The sequence below is a fragment of the Ruegeria sp. CL5 genome, assembly GCF_056536485.1.
In genome coordinates, this window is the sequence record NZ_JBQFPS010000001.1 from 614,156 (window position 1) to 626,079 (window position 11,924).

Sequence of the window (11,924 nt, forward strand, 5' to 3'; positions counted from 1 at the left end):
GCCTCGTTCTGCTCCGTTAGAATAAATTTGATCAAATTTGGTGAACTATGAAAATCGGCATCCTTGTAACCGGCCACCCACCCGACGAATTGTATGATCAATTCGGGGAATATGATGGAATGTTTCGTGCATTGCTGGGCGGGAACGGCTTCGAATTCCAGACATATGCAGTCGTCGATGGCGAGTTTCCTGAGGACGCACATCAGGCGGATGGATGGGTCATCACGGGCTCACGCCATGGTGCCTACGAAGATCACCCGTGGATACCACCGCTCGAACAATTGATCCGGGATATTCAGAAAACCGGAAACCCGCTAATCGGCGTTTGCTTTGGCCACCAGATCATCGCGCAAGCCCTTGGTGGTAAAGTGGAAAAATTCTATGGCGGCTGGGCGGTTGGTCGTACGGACTATCGCTTTGGCGACCAGACCGTCACTCTGAACGCATGGCATCAGGATCAGGTGACCCAACTGCCCGAAGGCGCTGTGGTCACTGGCACGAATGACTTTTGCCAAAACGCCATGGTCACCTATGGCGATACGATCTGGACCGTGCAGGCCCATCCTGAATATGGAAATGACTTCATTCAGGGCTTGATGGAGACCCGAGGTAGAGGCGTGGTTCCTGATGCCTTGATGCAGGCGGCGGCGAACCGGCATGATGCCCCGGATGATAATGCCAAAATCGGCCACCACATGGCGGAGTTCCTAAAGAAAGCGAGGGCCTGATGGCCGACTGGACAGATCAGCTGCCTGAGGCGGCACGCACCTATTTCGAAGGCAAACGGCTGGATGAGGTTGAATGCATCATCTCTGACCTGCCCGGCATCGCCCGTGGCAAGGCGGTCCCTGCGTCGAAATTCGCAAAGCAATCCTATTTTCATCTACCTGACAGTATTTTCTACCAAACCATTACTGGGGATTGGGGCGAAGCCGCAGGTGAAGATGGTTTCATTGAACGCGACATGATCCTGAAGCCCGATTTCTCAACTGCGTCCGCCGCACCCTGGACGGGTGACTGGACGTTGCAGGTGATTCACGACGCGTTCGACCGGGATGGGGAACCGATCCCCTTCAGCCCGCGCAATGTGCTTAAACGCGTTGTGAAGATGTACCATGACAAAGGATGGAAGCCAGTTGTCGCCCCTGAGATGGAATTTTTCCTTGTCGCGCCGAATGTAGACCCGGCGCAAGGGATCAAGCCGATGATGGGCCGCTCGGGCCGTCCGGCGGCGGCGCGGCAGGCCTATTCGATGACGGCGGTCGATGAGTTCGGGCCGGTGATCGACGACATCTACGACTTTGCCGAGTTTCAGGGGTTTGAAATCGATGGGATCACGCAAGAAGGCGGGGCCGGGCAGTTGGAGATCAATCTGCGCCATGGCGATCCTGTAAAACTGGCCGATGAGGTATTTTACTTCAAACGTCTGATCCGCGAAGCCGCCCTGCGTCACAACTGCTTTGCAACATTCATGGCGAAACCAATCGAGGATGAGCCGGGCTCGGCCATGCACATCCATCACTCGATTATCGATATGGAAACGGGTCAGAATATTTTCTCGGGCCCTCAGGGCGGAGAAACGGACGCCTTCTACAACTTCATCGCCGGCTTACAGAACCACCTGCCCGCAGGGCTGGCGGTGATGGCGCCGTATGTGAATTCTTATCGCCGCTACGTCAAAGACCATGCGGCGCCGATCAATCTTGAGTGGGCGCGCGACAACCGCACAACCGGCATTCGCGTACCTCTGTCCGGCCCCGAGGCACGCCGGGTCGAGAATCGCATCGCAGGCATGGACTGCAACCCATATCTGGGCATCGCATTGTCACTGGCCTGTGGCTATTTAGGGCTGACTCAGCAAGAACGCCCTCGCCGCCAATTCTACGGCGACGCCTACGAAGGCGACGGCGATATCCCTCAGATCATGGGTGAAGCCCTGGACTTGTTTGATGAAGCCACCGCCCTGCACGAAGTTCTGGGTCCTGAATTCGCCCGCGTCTACGGCATCGTCAAGCGTGCTGAGTACGAAGAGTTCCTGCAGGTCATTTCCCCATGGGAACGCGAGCATCTGCTGATGAACGTCTAAGGCAACGACGCGATGAACCTGCTGTATTCCAATGATCGCAAGGCGGAGTACCCGCCGAGCTGGTACGCCGCGACTGCGCATCCATTCGACCGTTATCCGGCACTTGAAGGCGACCACACCGCAGACGTCTGCATTGTCGGGGGCGGATATACAGGCCTTTCGGCCGCATTGCATTTGGTCGAGGCCGGGTTCGATGTTGTCCTGCTCGAAGCTCACCGCGTGGGCTTTGGCGCTTCGGGTCGCAACGGAGGCCAACTGGGCAGCGCACAGCGGATGGATCAAGAGGATCTTGAGCGGCTCGTCGGCGATGACGACGCCTTAAAGCTTTGGGATCTGGCCGAAGATGCAAAGGATCTGGTCAAATCTCTGATCTCGAAGCACAAGATCGACTGCGATCTGAAGCCAGGAATTGCGGTTCTGGGCTTCAACGACTCGGAGCGCGCTGAGCTACATAATCATGCGGCGCATCTGTCGGGCAGATACAAATACGACCAAATCGAAGCCCTGGACGCCGATGCCGCGCGCGGGCTTTGTCCCTCACCTGCCTATGCGGGTGGGTATCTGGACAATGGTGCGGCGCATTTGCATCCGTTGAACTATGCGCTTGGCCTTGCGCGCGCCGCGGTCGGAGCGGGGTTACGACTGCATGAAGACACCGAGGTTCTTGGCATCGATCAGGGCGCTCGCGTGACTGTGCGCACGGAAAAAGGCAAGATCACCGCAGATCACGTTATTCTGGCCTGCAACGGATATCTCGGCGATCTGAACCGGCAAGTTGCATCGCGCGTGATGCCCATCAACAATTTCATCGCGGCAACCGAACCACTGGGCGCTGAGACGCAAAAGTTATTGGCCAAGGATATCGCCGTTGCTGACACGAAATTCGTGGTGAACTACTTCCGGTTAAGTGCAGATGGAAGGCTGCTGTTTGGGGGCGGCGAAAGCTATGGTTATCGTTTCCCGGAGGACATCGCCGCCAAGGTGCGCAAACCGATGACCGAGATTTACCCGCATCTGCGAGACGTCAAGATTGACTATGCCTGGGGTGGAACCCTCGGTATCACCATGCGGCGTATGCCTTACCTCGCCCGGATCGCACCGAATATCCTGTCCGCCTCGGGTTATTCCGGTCACGGCGTTGGCACTGCGACCCATGCGGGGCAACTCATGGCACTGGCGATTCAGGGACAGGCTGAGGGGTTTGATACCATGGCCCGCGTTCCTGCGCTGCCATTCCCTGGTGGACCCGCATTGCGAACGCCCCTGTTGGTCTTGGCGATGACTTGGTACGCGATGCGCGACAGGCTGGGTATCTGAACACAACCAATACGACGAATTGGTGAAATCTCGCTGACGATGCGAATTGGGACTTGGCTTGTCTGTGCATCGAATTTATATTTCCCAAAGATAAAATTCGGGAAATCCAAATATGACGCTTGTACCCAACGTTCATGACGCCGAACCCATCCCCGCAGCCGCCCGAGACGCCATCGACGCCCTGATGCAATCTGGTGATCTGTTCCGCTATACCGCACCGCAGGATGCGCCTGTCGCCCTGCTGGAAACAGAGTTCGCAGAACTACTCGGCACGAAATACGCGCTCGCTGTTTCGTCCTGTTCCGCAGCGCTATTTCTGTCGCTCAAAGCGTTGGGCTTACCCCGCGATGCGCGGGTTCTGATTCCCGGATTTACCTTTGCGGCCGTGCCGTCTTCAATCGTGCACGCGGATTGCATTCCGGTTCTGTGCGAAGTCGGCGACAATTATCGCGTCGATATGGCCGACTTCGCCGCCAAGCTCGACAGCGTGCAGGCGGTGATCATCAGCCACATGCGCGGTCATACTTCGGATATGGACGCCATCATGGAGCTGTGTGACGCACGCGATATCCCGGTGATCGAAGATGCAGCCCACTCATTGGGTACCACATGGCATGGGCGCAATATTGGCACCATCGGCAAGGTCGGCTGCTTCTCGTTCCAATCCTACAAGATGATCAACGCCGGTGAAGGTGGCATTCTGGTCAGCGATGATGCTGATCTGGTTGCTCAGGCGGTCATTATGTCGGGTGCGTACGAGCATAACTGGAAAAAGCACTCAGGTTCGCCCGAGCTGGAACAGGCCTTTGCCCGCTGGCAGAACCGGTTGCCACTGTACAATCTGCGCATGAGCAACCTCAGCGCCGCAGTGATCCGTCCTCAGATTCCCGAACTGGCGCGCCGCGTGCGGGACGGGCTGGCAAACCATGACTATGTGGCTGATCGTCTGAACACGTCGCCCTATTTCGATGTCCCTGCCCCGCTAGCACCCGAGCAGCGCGCACCGGATTCAATCCAGTTCAATCTGGTTGACCTTAACGACGAAGAAATTCGCGCCTTCGCCGCTGCTGCCGAAGCGCGTGGCGTCAAAGTGCAGGTGTTTGGCATGAGTCAGGACAATGCCCGCGCCTTCTGGAACTGGCAGTTCCTACCCGAGCAGTTTGATCTGCCGCAGACCTGCGCAATGTTGATGAAGGCCTGTGATGTGCGCCTGCCTGTGCGCCTGACACGCGAAGAGCTGGACGTCATTGGCGACATCCTACTGGCCTCGATTGGTGAAGTTGTTGGTCCGATGCCGGTTTATGGCACCTAACTCTAACGCCTGCCCAGATCGAACTCCTGTATTGACAGAAACAATGCATCAATCCCATCGGGGGTTGGTGCAATACGCGATAGTATTCCTGCAACGGCGAGGCCCGCATCGGTTTGTACGAGGAACGGTGCACCAGAATCTCCCATCATGACCGGGCAAATCCCATGGAAAAGCCCATCACCTGACGGGTTTGGGGCACATGAGCCCGTTAGACTCAGCACATGCGGGCGTAATCCGGGATACCCTACGACCGAACCGCCCCTCTCAGCTGTCTGGGAAATTGGGAAAAAGCCCAGCTGAGCTCCAATCGGTTGGTCCAGCTCCAATACGGCCCAATCCAGATCAGCGCGATTGTTGAAACGACCTCCAACACCCTGCTCTGCATCAAGTCGGTAGGCAGCGACGGATGAGACAGCAATGGCCTCACCGCGTTGATACCCCGCAGCAAAGCGGATGCTGCCAGGAGGGATCCAGCGCTGACGGGCAGTGTTGAACAGACAATGCGCTGCGGTCAGAACCAAATGTTCGGCGACAAGAACGCCCGTGCAGTGCGACCGTTGGCTACGACTGGCAAAGTTGACGCGCCCTATCGCGCGCCAAGGTTCAGTCGAAGCGTCCAGAATTTCGCGCGCGCGGATTTCATCGCAGCCCGCAGCGGAATCCTGTCCTAATGTGCAGACAGGTTCCCAGATCGACGTGAACTGCCCTTGTGCTGCAGTCTGGGATGCCCAAAGCACCGCGCACAGCACAAACAGCCAGCGCATCGGTAAAATCAGCTCAGCTTTGAAAGCTTCTGCTGCAAATCGGCAAGCTGCTTTTTGATATCGTCCAGATCTTCTTTTGGTTCGGACGGTGCATCAGCCTTTTGCTCGGGGCTGGACCAGTTGCCAGCCAACCCCCCGGTCATGGCCTTCAGGAAAGCCTTTTGCTGCGCCTGCATCGCGTCGAAACCCGGCATCTGTGACATCGGGTTCATCGCATTCATGTTTTCCATCATCTTGGACTGGCTTTCACGCAGCATCTCGAACGAGCTCTGCAGGAATTGCGGCATCATACCCCCGCCCGGCACCATGTAGCTACGGACAAGATCATTTAGCACGTTGACCGGCAGCACATTCTCGCCACGGCTTTCGTGTTCGGCAATGATTTGAAGCAAATATTGGCGGGTCAGGTCATCGCCGGTTTTCAGGTCGATGATCTGCACTTCACGCCCGTCGCGAATAAAGCCCGCGATATCTTCAAGCGTCACATAATCGCTGGTCTCAGTGTTATACAGCCGACGGCTGGCATAACGCTTGATCAGCAGAGGTTTTTCTTGTTCCGACACCCTGTACCCTCCCCAAGGATGATGCGTTGCAGCAGAGGTTATGCGACTGCAGAACAAAAAGAAAGGGCAGGTCAAGCGACCTGCCCGCAGCGATTGCACCATTTGGGAGGAATGGGTGCTAAGTCGCAGTCTTATCTTACTTTGCAGTTGCTGCTTTCTTTGCTGCAGCAGTCACCTCGTTGGTGGCTTTTTTGACAGCTGCGGTTGCATCTTCTGCAGCGTCTTTGCCAGCCGCCATCAGCAGCTCAACGGTTTCGGTCTGAACTTTTTTCGCAATCTCAGCGAAAGCAGCCAGGTTTTCAGCAGCAACTTCAGCCGACGCGCTTGCGAAGTCGGTTGCGGCTTTTGCGTAATCTGCCGGCTCGGTTTTTGCTTTCGACATCTCGGTCAGTTTGGCCAGAGTTTCTTTGGTCCATTTGTTCGAGATTTCAGCCGATTTTTCAGCTGCGTCCAGAGCAACACCCGACAGCTTTTCGTTCAGCGAAGCGGTCGATTTGAATGCGTCTTCCAGAGCGGTTGTGTCAACCGGGAACGCGCCCATCATGTCTTTCAGGGTCGCGGTAAAGTCTTGGGTCTTTGCCATTGTCCTAAATCCTTCTAGCCGTTCCGGGCCCACCCCGGTTTTCATCAGCTTGAAGGCAATATGATTGCTGCATCGCAGCATTGCAAGTTTTTTCTTGCTGCGATGCAGAATATTTTTAGTTTCATAATAATATCAGCGGTTTGCCTTGACCAAAACATAGGTCCCCGGAGCCGAACATAAGCGCGGATGATCCGAATCGCCGGTATCCCGGGCCGGAACCTGCTTGCCTGACCGCTTCTTCAACCACGCTTCCCACATCGGCCACCACGAACCTTCGTGGAAGTCAGCCTCTTTCAGCCATGTCTCAGCATCCGCTTTAAGATCGGGGTTGGTATAGTGGCCGTATTTCTTCTTACTGGGCGGATTGACGATGCCTGCGATATGACCGGACTCAGACACGACAAAGGATTTTGATTTCGAACCCATCTGCTGCACACCGCGATAGCAGTCTTTCCAGGCGGCGATATGGTCTGTTTCACAGGTAATCGCCATCAGCGGTACATCCACATCTTTGATATGCAGCTTCTGCCCCAGCAATTCGAACCCGTCCGTCACGAAACCATTGCTCTGACATAAACCGCGCAGATACTGGATCGCCATCTTACCTGGCAGATTGGCCCCATCCCCGTTCCAGTAAAGCAGATCAAAGGCGGGCGGCGTCTCTCCCATCATGTAGCTGCGGATCGCCGGTGTGTAGATCAGATCCCGTGATCGCAGGAAGGACATCGTCCGGCCAATGATCCAGGCCTTCAGCACGCCGTCTTTTGAAACCTGATCTTCGATCCCATCTACGAAATCGTTTTGCAGGAACGGCGTAAATTCACCCTGCTCTCCAAAGTCCGTCAAGGTTGTGAAGAAGGTAGCCGATTTGACAGATTTGTCGCCACGTTGCTTCATCAGCGAAAGGGTTAGGCTGAGTGTCGTTCCAGCAATGCAGTAGCCTACCGCGTTGACCTGCTTGACCTTGCAGATTTTCTTGGCCTCTTCGATGGCAGTCAGGAACCCTTCCTGAATATAGTCTTCCATCCCGATATCAGCATGAGAGCTGTCGGCATTGACCCAACTGACCACAAACAGAGTATAGCCCTGCTCGGTCACCCACTTGATCAAGCTGTTCTGAGCCTTCAGGTCGAGGATATAGAATTTGTTAATCCAGGGCGGGAAAAGAACGATCGGGGTTTCATGCACCGTCTCGGTCACCGGTTTATATTGGATCAGTTCCATCATCCGGTTGCGGTAAACGACGTCTCCAGGCGTTGTCGCGATATTGCCACCAATCTCAAAGGCGCTTTCGTCGGCGAGTCGGACAACCATCTCGCCATCATTGGCTTCAAGGTCAGAAACGAGGTTTTCAAGCCCTTGAATTAACGATTGACCCTCAGTTTCGACAGCTTTCTCCAGCGCATCGGGGTTGGTGGCCAGAAAATTCGTCGGAGCCATCATATCGATGATCTGTTGCGAGAAATAACGCAGGCGCTGCTTGTCTTTGGTGTCTAGGTCATCAACAGATGCGACAGCCTGAGCGATCGCATCAGCATTGGTCTGGTATTGCTGGCGGATCAAGCGGAAATAGGGGTTGGTGTCCCACATCGGGTTGGAAAACCGCTTATCTTTGACTGGGGCGTCCGGCTCTTCGCTTTCGCCAGAAGTCATCGCTTTCTGCGCTTCGGCAAAGTTGAGTACTGACTTTCCCCAATACTCGATCTGTTGTTCCAGCAGCTTTGAAGGGTTTTGCATAACATCAGCCCAATAGGCTGTTGCTGCTTTTGCAAAAAGCTCTTGATTCGGGCCGTCTAACGCAGGGGTATGCGGCGTTTTTCCCGCCATGACTTCGACGAGGCGTTTGGACAATTCTTCAACTTTTCCCATATTTTCTTTAAGTCGTTCAATATGTTCTTCAGTCAATTCTGGCGTCTGGTCGTCGGTAGTTGTCATTTTAACAATTCCCCCCTAGTCTCGCTGCTGTGCAGAATAACGTCGTAGGCGTCGGGGGGCAAAGCGGCGAATGGTCCGAATTCTCAGGCTGATACTCAGGAGGCACATTCGATGCGCTACATGATGACCTATGACCTGATGGAAACCATGCGTAACACCAACCAATGGCTTGGTGCAACCGCAAGCGCGATGGCGTCCTATCCCCTGTTTTCGATGACACCCAATCCGGCCTTCAATTGGATGGCAGCCTGGGGTGAAGTAACCGAGCGAACATTCCAACGTATGATCGTCAAACCCGATTGGGGTATTCGCACCTTCACCTGCGAAGATGGCAAGGACCATTTGGTCGATGTCACAACAGTGCTTGAGCGCCCGTTCGGCGATCTGATCCACTTCCGCGTCAACGGGCGCGAAGAGCAGCCTCGCAAAGTTCTGCTGGTGGCCCCCATGTCGGGCCATTATGCGACGCTGCTGCGCTCGACTGTCAAAAGCTTGTTGGTCAATTGTGAAGTATACATCACTGATTGGCATAATGCGCGCGATATCCCCGTGTCCGAAGGCAAATTCGATGTTGAGGATTACACCCTCTACCTTGTCGATTTTATGAAAGAGCTCGGGCCCGACACACATGTTGTCGCTGTTTGCCAGCCCGCCCCTCTGACATTGGCGGCAACGGCCTATCTGGCCGAAGTCGAACCAAAGGCGCAGCCCAGTACACTGACCCTGATCGGAGGGCCAGTCGATCCCGATGCGACACCAACCGAGGTCACGGATTTTGGTCGCCGCGTTACAATGGGCCAACTGGAAGAAACCATGATCCAGCGCGTTGGCTTCAAATACAAAGGGGTCGGTCGCATGGTCTATCCCGGCCTGCTGCAACTTGCCTCGTTCATGTCGATGAATGCCGAGCGTCACAGCAAGGCGTTTTCGGACCAAATCCAGCGGGTGATCCGGGATGAAGCTTCGGATCACGATGCCCACAACCGGTTCTATGATGAATATCTTGCCGTGATGGACATGACGGCCGAGTTCTACCTTTCAACCGTCGAACGGGTCTTTAAGAACCGCGAGATTGCGCGGAACGAATTTGTTGTCGCCGGACACAAGGTGGATATCGGCAAGATTACCGATGTCGCAGTGAAATCGGTTGAAGGCGCGAACGACGATATCTCGGCACCCGGTCAGTGCATTGCAGCGCTTGAGTTGTGCACCGGCCTGCCGGACAGCAAAAAAGCAAGCCATGTCGAACCTGGCGCTGGCCATTATGGTATTTTCGCGGGCCGCAGCTGGCGTGACAATATCCGCCCGCTTGTGATTGATTTCATGAATGAAAATAGCCGTAAGCCACGCCGTCGCGCCGCCAATAGCAACAAAGTGGCATGAGCGGCACCGCAGCTAAGGAACTCTCCTTCAGCTGCGACTGCGGCGCGCTTTCTGGCCGCATCACAGAGCGCGGCGTCAAATCAGGCACCCATGTCGTCTGCTTCTGCCATGATTGTCGCGCAGCCCAACTGTATTTCAAACAGCCAGACCCGGCCCCCGGCCCTGTCGATATTTTTCAGATGGCCCCGGAAGAAATCGAGATTAACCGAGGAGCCGAGCACTTGGCTGTGATGCAGCTTAGTCCCAAGGGCATGTTGCGGTGGTATGCCAAATGCTGCAACGCGCCATTGGCAACAACGCCAATGACCCCCAAATTTCCATTCGCGGGGGTTATTGTGAAACGCATCCCCGACAGCAACAGTCTTGGTCCCATTACCACACGCGGATTTGTGCCCGGGCCTGATGGCAAACAATCTCATGAAAAAATTCGCTATGCGGCCATGGGATTGCTGAAGCGGGTTCTAAAATCGCGCCTGTCGGGAAGCTGGAAGAAAACACCGTTTTTCGATTCCGAGACGGGCACCCCCGTTGCTCCACCGACCATTTTAACAAAAGAAGAACGCGCAGCTTTCTACGACTAGGTCAGCCGTAGCGGAGTTTGAATCCAGTCCAGCAGCGTTTCAGTTACTGTGTTAGGAGCTTCAAGTGTTGGGAAATGTCCAGCTCCATCAACTACATGCAGCACCGCATCCGGAATGAGATCTGCCACGAAAGTGTGTTTCCGCACCATGTTTTCGGCATCATGAGCACCGCACATGATCACGGTCGGCATCTTGATCCGTCGCAACGTGCCTTGCTGATCCGGACGCCGCTGCAACAATCGCATCTGTCGCACAAATACTTCCGGCCCCAACGCCCCAGCCATCTGCAATACACTGTCGAGAATCGGAATTCGTTGCGGTCCTGGGGCCAGCATGTCTGAACCGATCACTCTACGCATGACGTCGTCCAACCGTCCCGCCTGCGCCCCTATGATCAATTCTTCGCGGTCTGCAGCGATCTGAGGCGTGTCCGCCTGCACCTCTGCCGTGATCAGACATAATCGTGTCACCCGCTCGGGCGCGCATCGCACAATTTCAAGCGCGATGCCTCCACCCAGACCAAACCCACACAATGCGAACCGATGCGGTAGTTGATCCAGCAGACCCGACGCGATCTCCTCTATCCGCTTACCACCGGTGATTGGTGCAACCGTGACCGCACGATCATGCGACATCGCTGTGATCTGCGCCTGAAACAACCGCGCGTCACACATCAATCCGGGCAGCAAAACCAACGGCTCGATCACCCTGGCGCCCTCCGCTCGTTGTTTATTGTTTTGTTACAGGATGAGAGGATTGCCAGGGGCGGGCAAGTAAAACTTCAGGGATGACTGATCGCCCTGAATGGCGGAAAATCCGCGTAGCGCGCCTGCCTTTGTGCCAGCGTTTCTTCCGGATCGGCCCCCGCCCGCAACAAGCAGCCGCGCGGCGCAATATAACTGTCGATCCGCCTAACAGGCTTGGGCCGCCATACCAGATTGAACGCGCAGAGTTTCGGAAAAAACCAGATTTCAGAGTAATCCAGATGGTCATGCAACCACCACGCAAGATCCCGCCAATCGCGCCCTTGTTCATACCGGTCGGCAAACCATGGTATAACGACCGAAGCACCCGCGACACGCGCGTCGCCTTCGCCCCAATCCCAGATGTGGCACTTTAATGGGTTGTCATTGCGGGCGCAGTTCAATCTGTTCTCGTTCCCGAACCGGTTCAAGGACCGAGAACGATAGCCCGAGCGTACAGCGACCCGCCCAAAGGTCTCTTCCAGTGGATCCATCAGTGTTTCACAAAACGCACGCCCCGTTTCGATCGCAAGATCGGGGTTGTCAGGTACGTTCTGTATCTCGTGAAAGTTTCCAATTTCGGAATAAAGGAAATCCCGCATGAAGAAATGCCGGGAAAGGCGCACACGACCCAGGTTCTCGAGGCTCCACATGCTG

At 55.4% G+C, this 11,924-nt stretch carries 12 protein-coding genes; 6 read left to right on the forward strand and 6 right to left on the reverse strand.

Translation table 11 applies throughout. From position 1 onward, the window contains the following. The first annotated feature begins 47 nt into the window (after positions 1 to 47). The 4 genes from ACR0IU_RS02995 to ACR0IU_RS03010 all read left to right on the forward strand — a co-directional run bounded on the left by ACR0IU_RS02995 (position 48) and on the right by ACR0IU_RS03010 (position 4,715). Positions 48 to 728 carry a type 1 glutamine amidotransferase gene (locus tag ACR0IU_RS02995; protein ID WP_480715196.1) on the forward strand — a complete coding sequence of 227 codons (681 nt, stop codon included), beginning with the start codon at positions 48 to 50 and terminating at the stop codon, positions 726 to 728. Beyond that, positions 728 to 2,086: a glutamine synthetase family protein gene (locus ACR0IU_RS03000; RefSeq protein WP_170731847.1), complete on the forward strand. Its 1,359-nt coding sequence runs from the start codon at positions 728 to 730 to the stop codon at positions 2,084 to 2,086. The genes ACR0IU_RS02995 and ACR0IU_RS03000 overlap by 1 nt, the downstream gene beginning before the upstream one ends. Positions 2,087 to 2,098: 12 nt before the next feature. After that, positions 2,099 to 3,403 carry an NAD(P)/FAD-dependent oxidoreductase gene (locus tag ACR0IU_RS03005; RefSeq protein WP_480715197.1) on the forward strand — a complete coding sequence of 435 codons (1,305 nt, stop codon included), beginning with the start codon at positions 2,099 to 2,101 and terminating at the stop codon, positions 3,401 to 3,403. Between the two features lie 112 nt (positions 3,404 to 3,515). Beyond that, positions 3,516 to 4,715 carry a DegT/DnrJ/EryC1/StrS family aminotransferase gene (locus ACR0IU_RS03010; RefSeq protein WP_480715198.1) on the forward strand — a complete coding sequence of 400 codons (1,200 nt, stop codon included), beginning with the start codon at positions 3,516 to 3,518 and terminating at the stop codon, positions 4,713 to 4,715. Between the two features lie 2 nt (positions 4,716 to 4,717). Here ACR0IU_RS03010 and ACR0IU_RS03015 read toward each other — a convergent pair whose 3' ends face one another. The 4 genes from ACR0IU_RS03015 to ACR0IU_RS03030 form a co-directional block, all read right to left on the reverse strand. Next, positions 4,718 to 5,479, reverse strand: coding sequence for a trypsin-like serine peptidase (locus tag ACR0IU_RS03015; RefSeq protein ID WP_480715199.1), 762 nt, complete (start codon positions 5,477 to 5,479; stop codon positions 4,718 to 4,720). Between the two features lie 8 nt (positions 5,480 to 5,487). Continuing rightward, positions 5,488 to 6,042 (reverse strand): polyhydroxyalkanoate synthesis repressor PhaR, encoded by a 555-nt coding sequence (gene phaR, locus ACR0IU_RS03020; RefSeq protein ID WP_480715200.1) that lies wholly within the window; start codon positions 6,040 to 6,042, stop codon positions 5,488 to 5,490. Between the two features lie 136 nt (positions 6,043 to 6,178). Further along, positions 6,179 to 6,625, reverse strand: coding sequence for a phasin family protein (locus ACR0IU_RS03025; protein WP_029621740.1), 447 nt, complete (start codon positions 6,623 to 6,625; stop codon positions 6,179 to 6,181). A gap of 132 nt (positions 6,626 to 6,757) precedes the next feature. After that, positions 6,758 to 8,560, reverse strand: a complete 1,803-nt coding sequence (locus ACR0IU_RS03030; RefSeq protein ID WP_480715201.1) for a PHA/PHB synthase family protein — start codon at positions 8,558 to 8,560, stop codon at positions 6,758 to 6,760. Between the two features lie 111 nt (positions 8,561 to 8,671). On the opposite strand from ACR0IU_RS03030, the gene phaZ reads away from it, so the two are divergent. Both phaZ and ACR0IU_RS03040 read left to right on the forward strand, forming a co-directional pair. Continuing rightward, entirely contained in the window at positions 8,672 to 9,943 is a 1,272-nt protein-coding gene (gene phaZ, locus ACR0IU_RS03035; RefSeq protein WP_480715202.1) for a polyhydroxyalkanoate depolymerase, read from the forward strand. Next, positions 9,940 to 10,524 (forward strand): DUF6151 family protein, encoded by a 585-nt coding sequence (locus ACR0IU_RS03040; RefSeq protein ID WP_480715203.1) that lies wholly within the window; start codon positions 9,940 to 9,942, stop codon positions 10,522 to 10,524. Before phaZ ends, ACR0IU_RS03040 begins: the two co-directional genes overlap by 4 nt. Here the strand turns inward: ACR0IU_RS03040 and ACR0IU_RS03045 are convergent. Both ACR0IU_RS03045 and ACR0IU_RS03050 read right to left on the reverse strand, forming a co-directional pair. Then, positions 10,521 to 11,231: an alpha/beta fold hydrolase gene (locus ACR0IU_RS03045; protein ID WP_480715204.1), complete on the reverse strand. Its 711-nt coding sequence runs from the start codon at positions 11,229 to 11,231 to the stop codon at positions 10,521 to 10,523. The genes ACR0IU_RS03040 and ACR0IU_RS03045 overlap by 4 nt on opposite strands. Before the next feature lie 74 nt (positions 11,232 to 11,305). Continuing rightward, positions 11,306 to 11,920, reverse strand: coding sequence for a hypothetical protein (locus ACR0IU_RS03050; protein ID WP_480715205.1), 615 nt, complete (start codon positions 11,918 to 11,920; stop codon positions 11,306 to 11,308). Positions 11,921 to 11,924: the final 4 nt, after the last annotated feature.

Coding starts and splice junctions, on each gene's coding strand:
- ACR0IU_RS03015 (WP_480715199.1), bottom strand. CDS start 5,479: ATGCGCTGGCTGTTTGTGCTGTGCGCGGTGCTTTGGGCATCCCAGACT.
- ACR0IU_RS03025 (WP_029621740.1), bottom strand. CDS start 6,625: ATGGCAAAGACCCAAGACTTTACCGCGACCCTGAAAGACATGATGGGC.
- ACR0IU_RS03030 (WP_480715201.1), bottom strand. CDS start 8,560: ATGACAACTACCGACGACCAGACGCCAGAATTGACTGAAGAACATATT.
- ACR0IU_RS03005 (WP_480715197.1), top strand. CDS start 2,099: ATGAACCTGCTGTATTCCAATGATCGCAAGGCGGAGTACCCGCCGAGC.
- phaZ (WP_480715202.1), top strand. CDS start 8,672: ATGCGCTACATGATGACCTATGACCTGATGGAAACCATGCGTAACACC.
- ACR0IU_RS03040 (WP_480715203.1), top strand. CDS start 9,940: ATGAGCGGCACCGCAGCTAAGGAACTCTCCTTCAGCTGCGACTGCGGC.
- ACR0IU_RS03050 (WP_480715205.1), bottom strand. CDS start 11,920: ATGTGGAGCCTCGAGAACCTGGGTCGTGTGCGCCTTTCCCGGCATTTC.
- ACR0IU_RS03010 (WP_480715198.1), top strand. CDS start 3,516: ATGACGCTTGTACCCAACGTTCATGACGCCGAACCCATCCCCGCAGCC.
- ACR0IU_RS02995 (WP_480715196.1), top strand. CDS start 48: ATGAAAATCGGCATCCTTGTAACCGGCCACCCACCCGACGAATTGTAT.
- ACR0IU_RS03000 (WP_170731847.1), top strand. CDS start 728: ATGGCCGACTGGACAGATCAGCTGCCTGAGGCGGCACGCACCTATTTC.